The organism is Rhodococcus sp. LB1, from assembly GCF_001583455.1.
Lineage (GTDB): Bacteria > Actinomycetota > Actinomycetes > Mycobacteriales > Mycobacteriaceae > Rhodococcus_F > Rhodococcus_F opacus.
Genome location: NZ_LTCZ01000062.1, coordinates 1 through 15,672, shown reverse-complemented (window position 1 = coordinate 15,672; position 15,672 = coordinate 1). Strand labels below are relative to the sequence as shown.

Sequence of the window (15,672 nt, the reverse complement as noted above, 5' to 3'; positions counted from 1 at the left end):
ACTGCGCGCGCAGTTCGACGCCGTGGTCCTGGCCGGCGGTGCCACCGAGGCCCGCGACCTGCCGATCCCCGGCCGCGAGCTGGACGGCATCCACCAGGCGATGGAGTTCCTGCCGATCGCCAACCGCGTGCAGCTCGGCGACCTGGAGAAGCCGACCATCACCGCGGAGGGCAAGAAGGTCGTCATCATCGGCGGCGGCGACACCGGCGCGGACTGCCTGGGCACCTCGCACCGTCAGGGCGCCGAGAGCGTTCACCAGTTCGAGATCATGCCGAGACCGCCCGAGACCCGCGCCGAGCACACCCCGTGGCCGACGTACCCGCTGATGTACCGGGTCGCGTCCGCACACGAGGAGGGCGGCGAACGCCTCTTCTCCGTGAACACGGAACGGTTCGTCGGTGCCGACGGCAAGGTGACCGCACTGAAGGCCCACGAGGTCGAGATGAAGTCGGGTCGCTTCGAGAAGGTCGAAGGTTCGGACTTCGAGCTCGAGGCCGACCTCGTGCTGCTGGCGATGGGCTTCGTCGGACCCGAGAAGCCGGGCCTGCTCACCGATCTCGGCGTCGACCTCAACGAGCGCGGCAACGTCGCCCGCTCCGCGAAGTGGGCCACCAACGTCGACGGCGTCTTCGTGGCCGGCGACATGGGACGCGGACAGTCGCTGATCGTGTGGGCCATCGCCGAGGGTCGCTCGGCGGCCGCCGCGGTCGATGCGTACCTCGAGGGCGAGTCGGCGCTGCCGTCTCCGATCGAGACCACCACCGCCCCGCAGCGGTAGCTGTAACTGCTCGTACAATCCGCACCCCGGTAGGTTTTCCTACCGGGGTGTCGGTTTATCGTGCGGAGGTCACGTTCGGTCGGTAACGTTCATTTACCGATCGTGCATCTTTAGGTCACGTCGCCCTGGCAGCATCCCGTCTGCAGGACGGCGAAGGGGAGAACAGGTTGAGGCCATGGCAATGAAACGGGTTGTCGCATTTCTGACCGCAGTGGCTGCTGCGGCAGCCATCCCGGTGGTATCGGGAGTAGCGGGCACGAGCGCAGTGGCGAACGCGGACCCCTGCCCGAGTCTGTACGTGGTAGCGATTCCGGGGACGTGGGAAACGTCCACCAAGGACAACGTCAGGCCCACGCCGGGTCTGCTGTCCGCGGTGACGAACGGTCTGCCGTCGTCGATCCGCACCGACTACGTCACGTACGCCGCCACGGCCTTCCCGTGGGAGTCCGAGGTGTACGGGCGCTCGAAGGCACAGGCGGTCAGCAACGCCGAGGGCATGCTGTCGTCGATGTCGCAGCAGTGCCCCGACACGAAGCTGTCGATCATCGGTTACAGCCAGGGCGCCGACGCGGCGGGTGATCTCGCTGCGGAGATCGGCACCGGCCTCGGTGTGGTGCCCGCGGACAAGATCGCTGCCGTCGGACTCGTGTCCGATCCGCGGCGGTCGCCGTCCGACGCCCTCGTCGGCCCTGCCGTCGCCGGCAGCGGCGCCGGTGGTCCCCGCATCGGCGGGTTCGGCTGGGTCAGCCAGAACACGCGCACCTTCTGCGCGTACGGCGACCTGTACTGCTCCACGCCGAAGGAAGACTTCGTGACGCGGCTCGCCGGATTCCTCGCGCAGACGTCGGATCCGACGCCGAACCTGTTCGGGCGCTACCAGCAGGAAGCGCTCGCGATCTGGAACGACATTCTCGCCGTCGGCGGTGTGCCGGCCCTGATGGCTCAGCTGGACGAGCAGTCCAACGAGAAGCGCATCGACGAGCTGGAGCAGTTCTACAAGTCGCAGGCTCACCAGGACTACACCAGCTACGCGGTCGACGGATCGGGCACGCCCGCCACGACGTGGCTGAGGAACTGGTTGCGCGACATCGCGTGAGTTCGGCCGACGGCGGCAGGGGATGATGTCCAACGTGACTGACACCCCTGCCGCCGTCGTCGGCTACGACGCCTTCGTGACCGTCCGGTGGTCCGACATGGACGCCTTTCAGCACATCAACCATGCGCGGATGGTGACGTTGCTCGAAGAGGCCCGGATCGACTGGCTGCTCAGCGAGGGCAGCGAGAACTCGTCGCTCATCACGAGCGCGTTCATCGCCGACATCCACGTGAAGTACCGGGGACAGTTGCGGCACTCCGACAGTCCCCTGCGGATCACCATGTGGATCGCCAAGCACCGGGCGGTGGATTTCACCATCGGCTACGAGGTCCGGGGCGCCCGTACCCCGATCACCGACCCGCCCGCCGTCACCGCCACCACCCAGATGGCCGTCGCGGACGTGGATGCCCAGCGGCTACGCCGCATCACCACCACCGAGCGCGAGTACCTGACCCGCTGGTCCCGCACGTGAGTGGGAATGTGTGTTCCGGCACGCTTTCCCACTCACGTGCGGAGGTCGTCGGGCGCCGGTAGGGGACGGTCGGGGTCGAGGACCGCGCCGCGGCTGCGCATCGTGGTGTCGACCAGCGCCCACGCCCACGCGGCCAGCTGTTCGGTCAGCGCGCCGACGTCTGTTCCGCCCGGCCGGTCGATCCACTCGGCGGATACCGACTCGACCATCCCGATCAGCGCATTGGCCAGCGGTGTCGCGGTGGCGGGGACGCCGAGGGCGTCCAGGTAGGGGTGGAGCATGTCGGCGACCGCGGTGCTGATGGCCCGCCGCACCTCTCCGGCCGCGGGGGAGAACGACATCAGGTAGCGGTACAGGTTGGCGTGTTCGGTGACCCAGTCGAGGTGGGTGCGGGCGGCGCGGGTGAGGATGGCGTGCGGTGCGCCGTCGACGGTGATCACGGGGGCGTATTCGAGGAGCATCATCGCCGCGACCCGCCGGGCGACGGCGTTCTTGAGGTCGGTGCTGTCGTCGAAGTGCCGGTAGATGCGGGTTCGCGCGACCTCGGCGTAGACGGCCATCGTCGCGACGGACACGTCGGGACCTTCTTCGTCGATGGCGACGAGTGCCCGTTCGACGAACTCCGAGCGCCGCTTCTCGCGTTGGCCGCGCCACCGGGCAGCGCGCCCGTCACCGGCGTCTTGCTGGGGTTTCGTCATCGAATCGAATCGTAGTCTTCCCTGTCACTGCGTTTCCGTATACGGTCGGCAGTATGCGGTACATAGATGTACCACACACTCTCCGCCTCGGACGTCGACACGTTGGGATATCCGTCTTGTCCATTCAGCTCTGCCTGTCCGGCCCCCGCACGTCCGGGCGCTCGATGATCGGCTTACGCAGCACCACGGTGATCGTCGTTCCGCCCGCGATGGCCTTCGAGTACCTCGCCGATCCGGAGACCGTGCCCGGTGCGATCGCGCTGCCGTCCCGCGCCCGGGTCGTCGCATCGGACCCAGGTCGCCGGTTCGTCGTCGAGGCCGATCACGGTGTGCACGGATCGGTCTGGACGTTCGACGCGCTCAGCCCGGACGAAACGGAGCTCACCGTCGCCTTCCGCTACGACTCTCCCGGCAGACCGGCCGGACAACTGCTCGGCGGTGTCGCCGCACCGGTGGTGTGGCAGGCGCTGCGACGCGCACAGGCCGCGTTGAAGGACCGGATCGAAACCCTGTACCACGAGCCCGCCGACCCGGCCGGTCTCGACCGAAGGAGAGCATGACGTGGGATTCTCGGCAGCGGGCAAGACGGTCCTGATCACCGGGGCGGCAATGGGGATGGGGCGTCTGTTCGCCCGGCTCGCCGCCGCCGACCACGCCGGAACGGTGGTGTTGTGGGACATCGACGCCGACGCGCTCGAACGCACGGCGCGGGAACTGCGCGAATCGGGGTGCACCGTCAGCGCACACGTCGTCGACGTCGCCGACCTCGAATCCGTCCGAACGGCAGCCGCCGAGGTACGGGATGCGTTCGGTCGTCCCGACGTGCTCGTCAACAACGCCGGTGTGGTGCGCGGCAAGTACTTCTGGGATCACGACCACGAGTCGGACACCAAATTCGTGATGGACGTCAACACGCTCGCACCGATGTACATCACCAACGAATTCCTGCCCGCCATGATCGAGGACCGCGGCCGGGACTGCCGCATAGTGAACATCGCCTCCGCCGCCGGGACCGTGGCGACACCGAGAATGGCCGTCTACGCGGCGTCGAAGTGGGCTGCCCTGGGGTGGAGTGATTCGCTGCGACTGGAACTGGTCCAGGCCGGCCACGGGCACGTCAAGGTCACCACCGTGTGTCCGAGCTACATCTCCACCGGCATGTTCGACGGTGTGAAGAACCCCCTGTTCGCCCCGATCCTGAGCCCGGAGGACGTCACGGCCCGGTCGTGGCGGGCGATGAAGCAGGGGAAGCCGTTGCTGATACTGCCGCGGTCGCTGTACCTGTCGCGGGTGGCGAAAGCCGTGCTGCCGGTGCGTGCCTGGGACCGTCTGGCCGACCGGCTCGGTGTGTACCACAGCATGGACGCCTACACCGGCCGGGTGCAGGCACCCACCCCCTGACGTTCGGATCAGCCGAGGTCGAAGCGGGCGCCGAGCCGCATGCTGCCCGGGGCCAGACGGCTCAGCGCGCGCCCGAACTTGGCTTCGGTCGTGACGGGGACGACGGCCTTGTTGTGCTTGACGGCCCTCACGATCTGCGTCGCCACCCGGTCCGGGGTGAAACCGCGTCTGCGGTAGAGCTTGTCGGCCCGGTCCCGCATCTTCGCCTGCTCCTCCGGTGTGGCGCCGGCGAAGTCGGTGGCCTTGACGATGTTGGTGTGGACCAGTCCGGGGCAGATGGCGCTGACACCGATGCCGTGGTTCACCAATTCCGCACGGAGGCAGTCCGACAGCATGAACACCGCGGCCTTGCTCGTCGCGTACGCGGTGAGCCGCTTTTGCGGCGTGAAAGCCGCGGCGGACGACAGGTTGACGATGTGCCCACCGGTTCCGCGGTCGATCATCTGCTGGGAGAACGCGCGGGAGCCGTACACGACACCCCAGAAATTCACGTCCATCACCCGCTCGAAATCCTTCTGCGGGGTCTTCGTGAACGTGCCCGAATATCCGATTCCGGCGTTGTTGACCACGATGTCGGGGGTGCCGTGCTCGGCCTGCACCTTCTCCGCGAAGCGCTGCACCTCGTCCTCCACCGCGACGTCCACCTGATACGCGTGGGAGCCGCCGCCGAAGATGGCCACCGCACCGCCGCCCTTCATCTGGGCGGAGTTGATGAGATCGGAGGTCTGCTGAGCGGATTCGAGGTCGCGGTCGGCGACCACCACGACAGCGCCTTCGGACGCGAACGCCAGCGCGGTCTCGCGGCCGATCCCGCTGCCGCCGCCGGTGACGACGACGAGGGTGCCGTCGAGGTCCCGCAGGCGGTGATGCTTCCGAGAACCGCTGCGCCAGCCCCTGACTTCGCCGAGAAGACTCATGTGACCATCTTGTCCGAGTACGGTCGTTTGTGTGCTGATCTGGTACGTCAGCTATGGATCGAACATGGCGACGACGCGTCTGACCTGCTACCTGCGTGGTGGTTGCCCGGCCGGGGGCAACCTCGTGCACACGGGCGCCCGCGATGCGAGCGCCCCCCGCCAGTCGATACCGGTGGTGATACCCGGCTCGGTGTTCTTCGCGGGAGAGTCGCGCATCTGGGGCGGCGGCCGCGCGTTCTACGACCCCGACGCGCCCGGCTCGGTCGCGGCGCGCGCATTCCTGGTGACACAGGAGCAGTTCGAGGACATCCACGCGCAGGAACCCGCCTGCTACGACCGCCTGGTCACTCTCGGCTCCCGCAACGGTGTCCCCATGTGCACGTTCACCACCCGGGCCCGCGGTGACGTCGTCGCCCGGAACGCACCGGCACCCGCCTATCTCGCGACCATCGCGGACGGTCTCCGCGAAGCGCACGGCTGGGACGAACCGAAGGTCGCCGATTATTTGACGCGACTTCGGGTTTCCTAGCCGACCCAACTGTGCTTACGTGAGACGGCCACACGAGGTGGCGTTCACGAAAGGGAGTCGATGTCCGATCTGCATGTCGTAGCGACCATTCCTGCCAAGCCCGGTTCCGAGGACACCGTCCGCGACGGACTGTCCGCGCTGGCCGCGGAGAGCCGCAAGGAAGAGGGCTGCATCTCGTACGAGGTGTTCGAATCAGCTGCGGTCGCGGGAACCTTCGTCACCGTCGAGGTGTGGACCGGTCAGGAGGCGGTCGACGCGCACATGAAGTCGCCCCACTTCCAGGCCGCGCTCGGGACGTTCGGTGAGCACCTCGCCGGGGCACCGGCGATCCACCCGCTGAAGCCGGTTTCCTAGAGTCGTAGTTCGTGACCACACCACTCACCAGCATCACCCCCGAAGGTCCCGTCCGCGGCGGTGTCGTCGTGATCCAGGAGGCGTTCGGCGTCACCGGGCACATCGTCGATGTCTGCCGCCGTTTCGCCACCGCCGGGTACCACGCGGTCGCGCCGCACCTGTTCCACCGGAGCGGCGATCCGGTGCTCGAGTACGACGACATGACGTCGGCGATGTCGTTGATCGGTGAGCTCACCGCTGCGCACATCGACGAGGACGTCGACGGGGCCGTCGCGGCTCTGTCGGCGGCCTCGATCGGCCTGCGGAACACCGCGATCGTCGGATTCTGCATGGGCGGAACGGTCGCGTTCCACACGGCGACGCGCCTCGACCTCGGGGCGGCGGCGAGTTTCTACGGCGGAGGCGTCGCGAACGGACGCTTCGGATATCCATCGCAACTCGACGTCGCCGGGCAGCTCGGAACGCCGTGGCTCGGCCTGTTCGGCGACCGCGACAAGGGGATTCCGACCGAGGAAGTCGAGGAGCTGCGCGCCGCGGTCGCCCACGCCCCGGTGGACACCGACATCGTCCGCTACGCCGAAGCCGAACACGGCTTCCACTGCGACGACCGTCCCGCCGTGTACAACGAGGCGGCCGCCCGCGACGGATGGGTACGAACGCTGCAGTGGTTCGGCACCCACCTCGCCGCAACCGACTGACGGCGTCGCGGCCGGGCGGGTGCGTGAGGTGTACGCCGGCGCTGTGTTTGTCGACCACTAGGACACGTCGCGGCGTGGTGCGGATCGGTAGGTTGCGGTGTCGAGGTCTCGGACGGAACCCGATGTGCGTCACGGGGGTACGCCCGGAAAGCCTGTGACGTGCCGCCCGGTCTGCTCCATGAGCGCGACCCGTGATCGAACCGTTATAGTCGGCGGCATGACTTCAGTTCTCGGTGTCTCGGTAGGCGCCAGCGCCGTGCGCTTCGCGTGCCACGACGCCGTGAGCCTCGAAACCCCGACCTTCCAATCGCGGTCGGTGACCGCAACACTCGAACGGCCGGCGGAACTGGCTGCCGAATCCATCGGGACGGTGCTCGCCGAGCGCGACGAGATCGACGAAGTGCAGGCCATCGGCGTCGCGTACCAGGACGACGCGCAGGCCGGTGCCGTGCAGGCGGCGATGACCCGCCTGCAGATCGGCAACTTCCAGATGGTCCCCGAAGTGACGGCCGCACTCCAGATGCTCGAGATGTCCGGCGAACTCGGCGACCATTCGACGCTCGTCTTCTACGACCTCGGCAGTTCGGGTCTCACCGTCACCGTCGTCGACCGGGACACCGGCATGGTGCTGAGCAGTGCCCGGTCGGACCAGATCAGCGGCGACCTCGTCGACCGGCTGATCTGTGACAACCAACTCGAACTGCACCGCTTCGCGCATCCGGCCGACGCGGCCGCCGCGCTCGCGCTCGCCGCGCGGTGCCGCGATGCGAAGGAGCAGCTGTCCACGAACGGCGCGGTGTGCATGCCGGGCGAGGGTGGTCTTCTTCTCCTGTCGCAGGACAGTTTCGATTCGCTCATCGTCGGCCCGGTCGAGACGTCGGCGCGCCTGACCCGCGAGGTCATTCGCCGCTCGGGACGCCTCCCCGACGCCGCGGTGCTGATCGGCGGCGGCGCACATATTCCGTTGGTCACATCGGTGATGGAGTCCTGGCTCGACCTCCCGGTGATCGTCCCCGCGCAGCCGGAACTGGTGGCGGCGGAGGGTGCGGCCCTGCTGGCGCGCCCGGCGTCCGACGAGTTCGGCGCAGCGATGGCGCCGGAGCACCGGTTCGAGCCGGAGCCCGAGCCGGAGTTCGAGCCCGAGCCCGAGCCCGAGCCCGAGCCGGAGTTCGAGCCCGAGTCGGAGTTCGAGGAGCACGCGCCGATCCGGAAGCGTCGTGGCCTCGTCCTCGCCGGCAGTGTCGTGGCCGTGGTCGCCGCGGTGGGGCTCGGACTCGGTGTCGGCACCGACCTCCTGCAGGGTTCGGAGGAGGACGCACAGCCGGCCGCCACGCAGTCGAACACGCAGGCGCCGGCAGCGCGGCAGGTGATACCGCCGCAGCCCACGACGACCGTGGACGTACCCGCGCCTCTGGAAGCCGCCCCGTCGGTGGTCGACGAGGAGCCGGTGATCCCGCCGCAGACCGAGGTGCGCACCACGTACCAGCCCCAGCCCCAGCCGCAGAGTCCGACTCAGGCGCCGGCGGCTCCCGAAACGCAGAGTGTCGTGCCGTCCGACACGTCGTCGGCTCCGCCGACCACACCGGAACCCACTCCGCCCGTTCCAGGTCTGCCGCAGTTTCAGCTCCCGACGATTCCGCCGCCCGCGCCGCTCCCGATGCCGGAGTTTCCCCGGATACCCGGGCTCTGAGCGCATATAACGAAGTCGGTGGCTGCGAGGCCCCGACACGCGTTCCGTGATCAAACCGTTATAGTCGTTCCATGGTTTCAGTTCTCGGTGTATCGGTGGGTGCCAGCGCGGTGCGCGTGGCGTATCCGGACGACGAGGGGGCCGTCTTCCGGTCGTTCCCGGTGGACGCCGCACGCGAGCACCCGGAGCACGTGGTTGCCGATGCCATCGGAACGGTGATGGCCGAGCGCGACGCCGACGACGCCGTGCAGGTCTTCGGTGTCGCGTATCGGGACGAGGCGCAGGCCGCCGCCGTGCAGGCCGCGATCGACTGCCGGCTGGTCCCGGAAGTGACGGCCGCGCTCCGCATGCTCGAGGCGTCGGGACAACTCGGTGACCATTCGACGCTCGTGTTCTACGACCTCGGCAGCTCCGGCCTCACCGTCACCGTGGTCGACCGACTCACCGGCACGGTGCTCGGGACGGCCCGCACCGACGAGATCAGCGGCGACGTCGTCGACCGGCTGATCCGCGATCACCAGCTCGACGAGAAGCGCATCGCGCCACCGGCCGATGCGGCCGCGGGGTCGGCGCTCGACGCCCGTTGCCGTCGCGCCAAGGAAGAGCTGTCGACCAACACCGCGGTCTGCGTGCCCGGCGACGGTGGTCTGCTCCTGCTCTCGCAGGACATTCTCGACTCCCTGATCGTGCGCCACGTCGAGGCGTCGGCGCGCCTGGCCCGCGAGGTGATCGAATCGTCCGGGCGGGCTGCCGACGCGGTGGTTCTGATCGGGGGCGGCGCGCATATTCCGCTGGTCGCGTCTCTGATGGAGTCGTGGCTCGCGCTCCCGGTGATCGTGCCGGCGCAGCCGGAACTGGTGGCCGCGGAGGGCGCTGCGCTGCTGGCACAGGAGCACTCGGGCACGTCGGACCGCATCGGCGCCGGAGGATTCGCCAAACCGGTGATCCGCGGTGGCGCGCTGGCGGGCGGTGCGCTGGCCGTCGTCGCCGTGATCGGTCTCGGCCTCGGTGTCGGTGGCAGCCACCTGCAGAGCTCTGACGGTGACGCACGCCCGGTCGCCACTCAGCCGAGTGACGCGGAGGTGTCCCCGTCGCCCGCAGCGGCACCGGTGTCGACGCCACCGCCGTCCGCCGCGGTGTCGGTTCCCGGCCCGGCCGGGGAGGAGGCGAGCGTGCCGGAGCCCGCTCCCGCGCCGGCCCCTGCCCCGCGCCCCCTCATTCCCGGTCTGCCGCAGATTCAGCTGCCGACACTTCCGCCGCCCCCGCCGCTCCCTCCGCTGCCGCGAATTCCGGGCCTCTAGCGACCGCTCACCGGCGCAGCATGTCCCTGACGTGACCGGTCTCGTTGACCGAGGCCACCCGTCGCTCACCGCTGCGGGAGACGAGCACCCGGGTCACGGACACGTACTCGATCGGGAACACGAGGGGTCGGTCGAGCCCGAGCAGTTGCTGCAGGAACACGTTGATGACGCCGCCGTGGGCGAATACCGCGACGGTGTCCTCGTGGCCGGACTCGTCGACGATGCGGCCGAGGGACTCGAACACCCGCGTGCGGAAGGCGTCGGCGTCGACGGACTTCGGGAACTCGCCGGCCCGAATCCGGGCGAAGGCCTCCGGCGCCCGCGCCTCCGCCTCGTGGAACGGGATGTAGTGGTCGAGGTCGTAGTCGTACTCCGCGAGGCCGATGTACTCGGTGACGGGAAGGTTGAGGGCCTCGGCGACCGGCGCCGCCGTCTCGAGTGCGCGGCGCTGCGGGCTGCTCGCGATCCGGGCGATGCGGTACGGGGCCAGCGCGGCAGGCAGCCGCTTGGCCTGGGCGTGACCTTCCTCGGTCAGTGCGGGGTCCGCGCGCCCGTCGGACGCGGTGACGAGCTCGGGCAGCGCGTGGCGGATCAGTAGCAGTTGCACGCCGATCAGCTTGCCAGCTCCCGTACCAGTGCCGCGATCTGGCTGGGCTGATCGATCATGGCGTGGTGGTGCGCGGGACGCACGACGCGGAACGCGGCGCCGAGGAATTCCGCGAACTGCCTCTGCATGCGGATCCACGCCGTCCCCCAGGGCGTCGGGCGTCCGGTGTGGGCGGCGGCCACGACGACGGGTGCCGTCATCGTCGCGGTCTCGCGCAGCGCGGCCAGCTCCTGGGCCAGCGCCGGGTACGACGCGTTCTCGACGATCGAGGACTCGAGGTACGCGGGCTCGCGGTAGATCCGCTCGACCCATCGACGGGTGCCCGGAGCGATCCCGTCGGGGGGTGTCGAGTGGTTCAGGATCCGGCGCACCGTGGGGCCCAGGAGGCGTTGCAGCCCCACCCTGCTGGCCGTTCGGGCCACTCGTCTGCCCATCGTGACGCGCCACCGGGTCGGGATCACGCGGTGCGGGTGGGCGGTGACGGTGGCGTCCAGCAGGATCACGCCGCCGGTTCGCCCGGGGTACAGCCGGGCGAAGGCCTCGACGTAGATACCGCCGAGTGAGTGGCCGACGAGCACCGCGGGGGTGGTCACGGACAGCGCGTCGAGAACGTCGGCGATTCTCGTGGCCTCGCCTCGAGCGGACGGAGGTTCGGCGGACGGGGGACTGAATCCGTACCCGGGACGATCGATCCGCACCACGAGGCAGGTCCCGGACAGCAGTTCGACCACCTCGTCCCAGTCGAACCAGTTCCCGCCCAGGCCGCCGTAGAGGACGACGGGCGGGCCTTCCCCGTCGACCACCACGTGCACTCCCGCGACCATTTCCCCAGGACGTTTCACGTGGAACCAGCCCTTTCGGGGGTGACGTGAATCACGCTGAGCGCCACGAAGGTCAGCCATCCGCAGAAGGCGAGCAGCTGGACGCGCTGGCCGAGTCCGAGCCAGGCGTCCTGTTCGCCGCGCAGTCCCGCCGCCGTCAGCGTCCATACCGTGCCGCCGACGAACACCGTCGCCACGGCTACGCCGGTAATTTTCAACCAGGTCGGCCACTGGTAGCGGAACGCGGCCAACAGGAACGCCAGGCTCGACACCACGCCTCCCGTCGAGGCGGACGCGCTGGTCACGGCGTGCAGATCATGGGTGAGCGGCAGATGTCCGGCGGCCTCACTCGCAGCGCAGACGGGGTCGTTGGTGGCCGCGCAGCTCATCGGCAGGCGCGAATCGGCGACGGTCGCGAGCGCGAACACGATCAGCGCGATCCACCCGACCGCCGTCACCCAGCCCTGCGAGTACCGCGACAGTCCCAGCACCCCGGCCACGGCGACGATGCATCCGGTCAGCAGGTCGCCGCTGCGGAACCAGAATCCGTACGGCTGGTCCGCCGCGGCGAGTTCGCTCGCGAACCCCCGCAGCGGATCGATTCCGGTGTCGAGGACGAATTCGAGCAGCCACGACGCGTAGCCGACGGCGCCGAGGATCAGCAGCGCAGCGACGGCGACCCGGCCACGGGAGGTCATTGCCTCGGCTTGGCCAGGGGGAACGCGAGGGTTTCACGGATGCTGCCACCGGTGATGAGCATGACCACCCGGTCGACGCCCATGCCGAGCCCACCGGTCGGGGGCATGGCGTGTTCGAGGGCCTGCAGGAAGTCCTCGTCGAGTTCCATCGCCTCCTCGTCACCGCCGGCGGCGAGCATCGACTGCTCGGTGAGCCGGTTCCGCTGATCCACGGGGTCGGTGAGTTCGCTGTACGCGGTGCCGAGTTCGATGCCCCACGCGACGAGGTCCCACTTCGCGGCGACCCCCGGAATCGTGGGGTGCGGCCGGGTGAGCGGTGACATCGACGTCGGGAAATTGGTGTAGAAGGTGGGGAATTCGGTGTAGTCCTCCACCAGGTGCTCGTACATCTCCTGCGCGACGGCGCCGGCGTCCCAGGTGGACTGGTACGGGATCTCGTGCTCGTCGCACAGCCGTTGCAGTTCCGCGAGCGACGTCTCGGGTGAGACGTCGACGCCGAGTTTCTCGGCGACCGCCTGATGCATCGTCTTGACGGGCCACTCGCCGGAGATGTCGACCTCCACCAGCGTGCCGTCGGGGCCGGGCCGCATGATGATCTCGCGTCCGTACGCGGCGACCGCCGCCGTCTGGATGAGTTCCCGGCACAGCACCATCATCTTCTCGTAGTCGCTGTGCGCCTCGTACGCCTCGAGAATGGTGAATTCCGGGTTGTGTTTGAAATCGACTCCCTCGTTGCGGAAGACGCGGCCGATCTCGAACACCTTCTCCATGCCGGCGACGCAGAGCCGCTTGAGGTACAGCTCGGGCGCGATCCGCAGGTAGAGATCGAGGTTGTAGGCGTTGATGTGGGTGAGGAACGGGGCCGCGTTGGCACCGCCGTGGACCTGCTGCAGGATCGGGGTTTCCACCTCGAGGAAGCCGCGGCCGCCGAGCGAATCCCGCAGCGACTTCACGACCGCGCTGCGGGCCTCGAGCAGGCGGCGGGCATCGGAGTTGATGGCGAGGTCGACGTACCGCTGCCGGACGCGGGTCTCCGGGTCGGACAGGCCCTTCCACTTGTCCGGCAGGGGATGCAGGCATTTGCCGGTCATGCGCCACTCGTTCGCGAGCAGCGACAGCGCGCCGCGGCGGCTGTATCCGATGACGCCGGCGACCTCGACGAGGTCGCCGAGGTCGAATTCGGCGGCGAACGCCCGGATGCGGTCGGTCCCCACCCGGGCCTCGTCGACGAGGATCTGGATGTCTCCGGACCAGTCCCGGACCACCGCGAACACGACACCGCCGTAGTCGCGGATCCGGAGCAGGCGGCCGGCGATGCGGACCGTCGTCCCCTCGGGGGATTCCACTGCCTCGGTCACGGTGTGGCTGGGCGGATACGCGACCGGGTAGGGGTCGATGCCCTGTTCGGCGAGGTCGGCCAGTTTGTCGAGCCGGACGCGGACCTGCTCGGGACGTTTCGGTCCGGTAGCCGTCGGTGCGAGGCCTTCGCCGGGTGCGCTGCCGTCGGAGTGCAGTCCTTCGGCGGCGACGAGTGCGGCGGGGACCGCGGCGTGGGTGCCGGTGTGCTCGATGGCGTCCCGGGTTCCGGAACGGCCGAAGCGGGGCAGGGTCACGAATCCTTCGGCGACGGCCGAGGCGAATCCGACGCGCAGCAGTTCCCGGTTGTCCTCGAAGCAGAGGAATCGCGGCACCCACTCGGGCTGGTATTTCACGTTGGACCGGTAGAGCGCCTCGAGCTGCCACCAACGGGAGAAGAACACGAGGATCGAACGCCAGATCCGCAGGATGGGTCCCGCCCCGATGCGGGAGCCCTCCTCGAAGACCGAACGGAACACCGCGAAGTTCAGCGACACCTTCGTGATGCCGAATTGATCGGAGGTGGTGGCCAGTTCGGACACCATCAGCTCCACCACCCCGTTGGGGGACGTCGGTTTGCGGCGCATCAGGTCGAGGGAGACACCCGTCGGACCCCACGGCACCAGCGACAGGATGCCGTCGATCTCGCCGTTCTCGTCGATCGCCTCGACCAGCAGGCAGTCGCCGTCGAGGCGGTCACCGAGCCGGCCGAGGGCCATGGAGAAACCGCGCTCGGTCTCGGTGTCGCGCCACGCGTCCGCGAGCCGGATGGCCTCGGCCATCTCCTCGGCGGGGACGTCCCGGTGCCTGCGGATCCGGACGGTGACACCCTGGCGCCGGACCCGGGTGACGGCTTGGCGGACCTGCCGCATGTCGCGTCCGCTGAGGTTGAACTCGCGGGTGCGGAGGATGGCCTCGTCGCCGAGTTGGAGCACGGTGAGACCCGCCTTGTTGTAGGCGGTGGCCCCGGTTTCGCTGGCTCCCATCACTGCGGTGGCCCAACCGTATTGGGAGGCGAGCGCCTGCCAGGCCTCGATCGCGTGCGGCCAGGCCTCCGGGTCGCCGATCGGGTCGCCGCTGGCCAGGCACACGCCGAGTTCGACCCGGTAGGTGATGGCCGCCTTCCCACTGGGCGCGAAGACGACGGCCTTGTCGCGGCGGGTGGCGAAGTAGCCGAGGGAGTCGTCGGCGCCGTACTGCAGGAGGAGCCCGCGCAGCGCCGATTCGTCGTTGCCGGTGAGGGCGTTGTGGGAGCGCTGGGCGCGGAACAGGGTGATGACGGCGGCCAGCAGGGCCATGGCGCCGAACAGGCCGAGGAGGGTGTTGACGAATCCGTGCGGGCGTCCGCTGAACTGTTCGTTGTCGGCGGCGGCGAGGGCGGTCACGCGGTTCAGCGCCCACAGGAAACGTTCGCCCTGTGGCAGGGTGCCGGGGAAGAGTTCGACGAGTCCCCACCCGACGAGGGTGCCGATGGCGAGACCGGCGATGAGCACGCCCAGGGCTTTCCAGCCCGCGCCGCGCCGGACCCGCGTGTAGAACTCGGGCCGGGCCGCGACGAGAATGCCGATCAGCACCACCTGGACCACGGCGGCGACCATCGCGTTCACGTTCCGGTCGGTGATGCTCACGATCACGTTGGTGATCAGGAACAGGACCAGGTAGATCGTCAGCAGCCACCAGGCGATGCGTTTGCGGCTCGCCAGCGCCGCCGCGAGCAGCGCGACCACCAGCGCCCACGACAGGCTGGTGTCCGGGGCGTCGAAGTAGTACGTGTCGACGTACTCGCGCGGCACGTGCACGTAGTAGCGCAGTACCGGCGAGATGCTCCACAGGAACACGAGCACCGAGAAGACACCCAGGATCAGTCCCGCGATGTGGGGAACCTGGTGGAAGCGCCCGTTCTTCGGTCCGAGGGCGGGGCGGGGCCGTGGTGCGGTGGAGACGGCCGCCTCGGACGCGTCGTGTGTCTCGGTGCTAGCTGACATCGAGTGTTTCCTTCCCGGCAAGAGATACGTACCGATCACGGGAGTCAGATGTTCCAGTGTTCAGTGTGAGCCGTCGGGCCGCGATTTGGGTGGAGAGGGAAGATAGAGGCATGTCCGACATTCACGACGCCGTGCCGATCCGCGACGAATCCATCCGTCTCGGCCAATTCCTCAAGCTCGCCAACCTCATCGAGTCGGGGGCCGAGGCGAAAGAGGTGATCGCCGACGGACTGGTGTCGGTGAACGGTGAGGTCGAGGTGCGGCGGGGGCG

Annotated in this window: 17 protein-coding genes; 11 read left to right on the top strand and 6 right to left on the bottom strand. The window is 68.9% G+C overall.

Going from position 1 to position 15,672, the window contains the following annotated elements:
• The 3 genes from AZG88_RS11910 to AZG88_RS11900 form a co-directional block, all read left to right on the top strand.
• A partial coding sequence (locus AZG88_RS11910; protein ID WP_197487808.1) for an FAD-dependent oxidoreductase occupies nt 1-778 on the top strand: 778 nt, incomplete at its 5' end.
• 181 nt (nt 779-959) lie between these two features.
• A complete protein-coding gene (locus AZG88_RS11905) occupies nt 960-1,874 on the top strand; it encodes a cutinase family protein (RefSeq protein ID WP_025431557.1) in 915 nt (304 codons plus the stop codon).
• A gap of 22 nt (nt 1,875-1,896) precedes the next feature.
• The gene (locus AZG88_RS11900; RefSeq protein ID WP_005249053.1) at nt 1,897-2,346 is read left to right on the top strand and encodes an acyl-CoA thioesterase; all 450 of its coding nucleotides are present in this window, start codon (nt 1,897-1,899) and stop codon (nt 2,344-2,346) included.
• Between the two features lie 32 nt (nt 2,347-2,378).
• On the opposite strand, the gene AZG88_RS11895 is transcribed toward AZG88_RS11900, so the two are convergent.
• On the bottom strand, nt 2,379-3,044 hold the full coding sequence (locus tag AZG88_RS11895; protein WP_061040727.1) for a TetR/AcrR family transcriptional regulator: 666 nt from the start codon (nt 3,042-3,044) through the stop codon (nt 2,379-2,381).
• A 116-nt stretch (nt 3,045-3,160) separates the two neighbouring features.
• On the opposite strand from AZG88_RS11895, the gene AZG88_RS11890 reads away from it, so the two are divergent.
• The gene (locus AZG88_RS11890) at nt 3,161-3,604 is read left to right on the top strand and encodes a hypothetical protein (RefSeq protein ID WP_005249051.1); all 444 of its coding nucleotides are present in this window, start codon (nt 3,161-3,163) and stop codon (nt 3,602-3,604) included.
• Nucleotide 3,605: 1 nt separating this feature from the next.
• A complete protein-coding gene (locus AZG88_RS11885; protein WP_025431558.1) occupies nt 3,606-4,445 on the top strand; it encodes an SDR family oxidoreductase in 840 nt (279 codons plus the stop codon).
• An 8-nt stretch (nt 4,446-4,453) separates the two neighbouring features.
• Here AZG88_RS11885 and AZG88_RS11880 read toward each other — a convergent pair whose 3' ends face one another.
• Nucleotides 4,454-5,362 (bottom strand): SDR family NAD(P)-dependent oxidoreductase, encoded by a 909-nt coding sequence (locus AZG88_RS11880; RefSeq protein WP_025431559.1) that lies wholly within the window; start codon nt 5,360-5,362, stop codon nt 4,454-4,456.
• Between the two features lie 31 nt (nt 5,363-5,393).
• On the opposite strand from AZG88_RS11880, the gene AZG88_RS11875 reads away from it, so the two are divergent.
• From AZG88_RS11875 to AZG88_RS11855, 5 genes are all read left to right on the top strand, one after another.
• Nucleotides 5,394-5,891, top strand: a complete 498-nt coding sequence (locus tag AZG88_RS11875; RefSeq protein WP_005249048.1) for a hypothetical protein — start codon at nt 5,394-5,396, stop codon at nt 5,889-5,891.
• 60 nt (nt 5,892-5,951) lie between these two features.
• On the top strand, nt 5,952-6,245 hold the full coding sequence (locus AZG88_RS11870; protein ID WP_005249047.1) for a putative quinol monooxygenase: 294 nt from the start codon (nt 5,952-5,954) through the stop codon (nt 6,243-6,245).
• Between the two features lie 11 nt (nt 6,246-6,256).
• Complete coding sequence (locus tag AZG88_RS11865; RefSeq protein ID WP_061697776.1) at nt 6,257-6,943, top strand: dienelactone hydrolase family protein; 687 nt, start codon at nt 6,257-6,259, stop codon at nt 6,941-6,943.
• A 217-nt stretch (nt 6,944-7,160) separates the two neighbouring features.
• Complete coding sequence (locus AZG88_RS11860; protein ID WP_197487807.1) at nt 7,161-8,633, top strand: Hsp70 family protein; 1,473 nt, start codon at nt 7,161-7,163, stop codon at nt 8,631-8,633.
• Between the two features lie 71 nt (nt 8,634-8,704).
• Complete coding sequence (locus tag AZG88_RS11855; protein WP_005249044.1) at nt 8,705-9,934, top strand: Hsp70 family protein; 1,230 nt, start codon at nt 8,705-8,707, stop codon at nt 9,932-9,934.
• A 7-nt stretch (nt 9,935-9,941) separates the two neighbouring features.
• On the opposite strand, the gene AZG88_RS11850 is transcribed toward AZG88_RS11855, so the two are convergent.
• Genes AZG88_RS11850 through lysX form a run of 4 tightly spaced genes read right to left on the bottom strand, consistent with a single transcriptional unit; the run spans nt 9,942 to nt 15,401 of the window.
• Nucleotides 9,942-10,541, bottom strand: coding sequence for a histidine phosphatase family protein (locus tag AZG88_RS11850; protein WP_025431561.1), 600 nt, complete (start codon nt 10,539-10,541; stop codon nt 9,942-9,944).
• 5 nt (nt 10,542-10,546) lie between these two features.
• The gene (locus AZG88_RS11845; RefSeq protein ID WP_005249042.1) at nt 10,547-11,365 is read right to left on the bottom strand and encodes an alpha/beta fold hydrolase; all 819 of its coding nucleotides are present in this window, start codon (nt 11,363-11,365) and stop codon (nt 10,547-10,549) included.
• Nucleotides 11,366-11,379: 14 nt separating this feature from the next.
• Nucleotides 11,380-12,060 (bottom strand): DUF998 domain-containing protein, encoded by a 681-nt coding sequence (locus AZG88_RS11840; protein ID WP_005249041.1) that lies wholly within the window; start codon nt 12,058-12,060, stop codon nt 11,380-11,382.
• Nucleotides 12,057-15,401: a bifunctional lysylphosphatidylglycerol synthetase/lysine--tRNA ligase LysX gene (gene lysX / locus AZG88_RS11835; protein WP_005249040.1), complete on the bottom strand. Its 3,345-nt coding sequence runs from the start codon at nt 15,399-15,401 to the stop codon at nt 12,057-12,059. Before lysX ends, AZG88_RS11840 begins: the two co-directional genes overlap by 4 nt.
• A gap of 110 nt (nt 15,402-15,511) precedes the next feature.
• Here lysX and AZG88_RS11830 point away from each other — a divergent pair.
• Nucleotides 15,512-15,672 (top strand): RNA-binding S4 domain-containing protein (locus AZG88_RS11830; protein WP_061697775.1); only part of this gene is annotated, 161 nt, incomplete at its 3' end.

What these genes read in the sequence shown, in the direction of transcription:
- AZG88_RS11905 (WP_025431557.1), top strand. Translation starts at nt 960, where the DNA reads ATGAAACGGGTTGTCGCATTTCTGACCGCAGTGGCTGCTGCGGCAGCC.
- AZG88_RS11900 (WP_005249053.1), top strand. Translation starts at nt 1,897, where the DNA reads ATGATGTCCAACGTGACTGACACCCCTGCCGCCGTCGTCGGCTACGAC.
- AZG88_RS11895 (WP_061040727.1), bottom strand. Translation starts at nt 3,044, where the DNA reads ATGACGAAACCCCAGCAAGACGCCGGTGACGGGCGCGCTGCCCGGTGG.
- AZG88_RS11880 (WP_025431559.1), bottom strand. Translation starts at nt 5,362, where the DNA reads ATGAGTCTTCTCGGCGAAGTCAGGGGCTGGCGCAGCGGTTCTCGGAAG.
- AZG88_RS11870 (WP_005249047.1), top strand. Translation starts at nt 5,952, where the DNA reads ATGTCCGATCTGCATGTCGTAGCGACCATTCCTGCCAAGCCCGGTTCC.
- AZG88_RS11860 (WP_197487807.1), top strand. Translation starts at nt 7,161, where the DNA reads ATGACTTCAGTTCTCGGTGTCTCGGTAGGCGCCAGCGCCGTGCGCTTC.
- AZG88_RS11855 (WP_005249044.1), top strand. Translation starts at nt 8,705, where the DNA reads ATGGTTTCAGTTCTCGGTGTATCGGTGGGTGCCAGCGCGGTGCGCGTG.
- AZG88_RS11845 (WP_005249042.1), bottom strand. Translation starts at nt 11,365, where the DNA reads ATGGTCGCGGGAGTGCACGTGGTGGTCGACGGGGAAGGCCCGCCCGTC.
- AZG88_RS11840 (WP_005249041.1), bottom strand. Translation starts at nt 12,060, where the DNA reads ATGACCTCCCGTGGCCGGGTCGCCGTCGCTGCGCTGCTGATCCTCGGC.
- lysX (WP_005249040.1), bottom strand. Translation starts at nt 15,401, where the DNA reads ATGTCAGCTAGCACCGAGACACACGACGCGTCCGAGGCGGCCGTCTCC.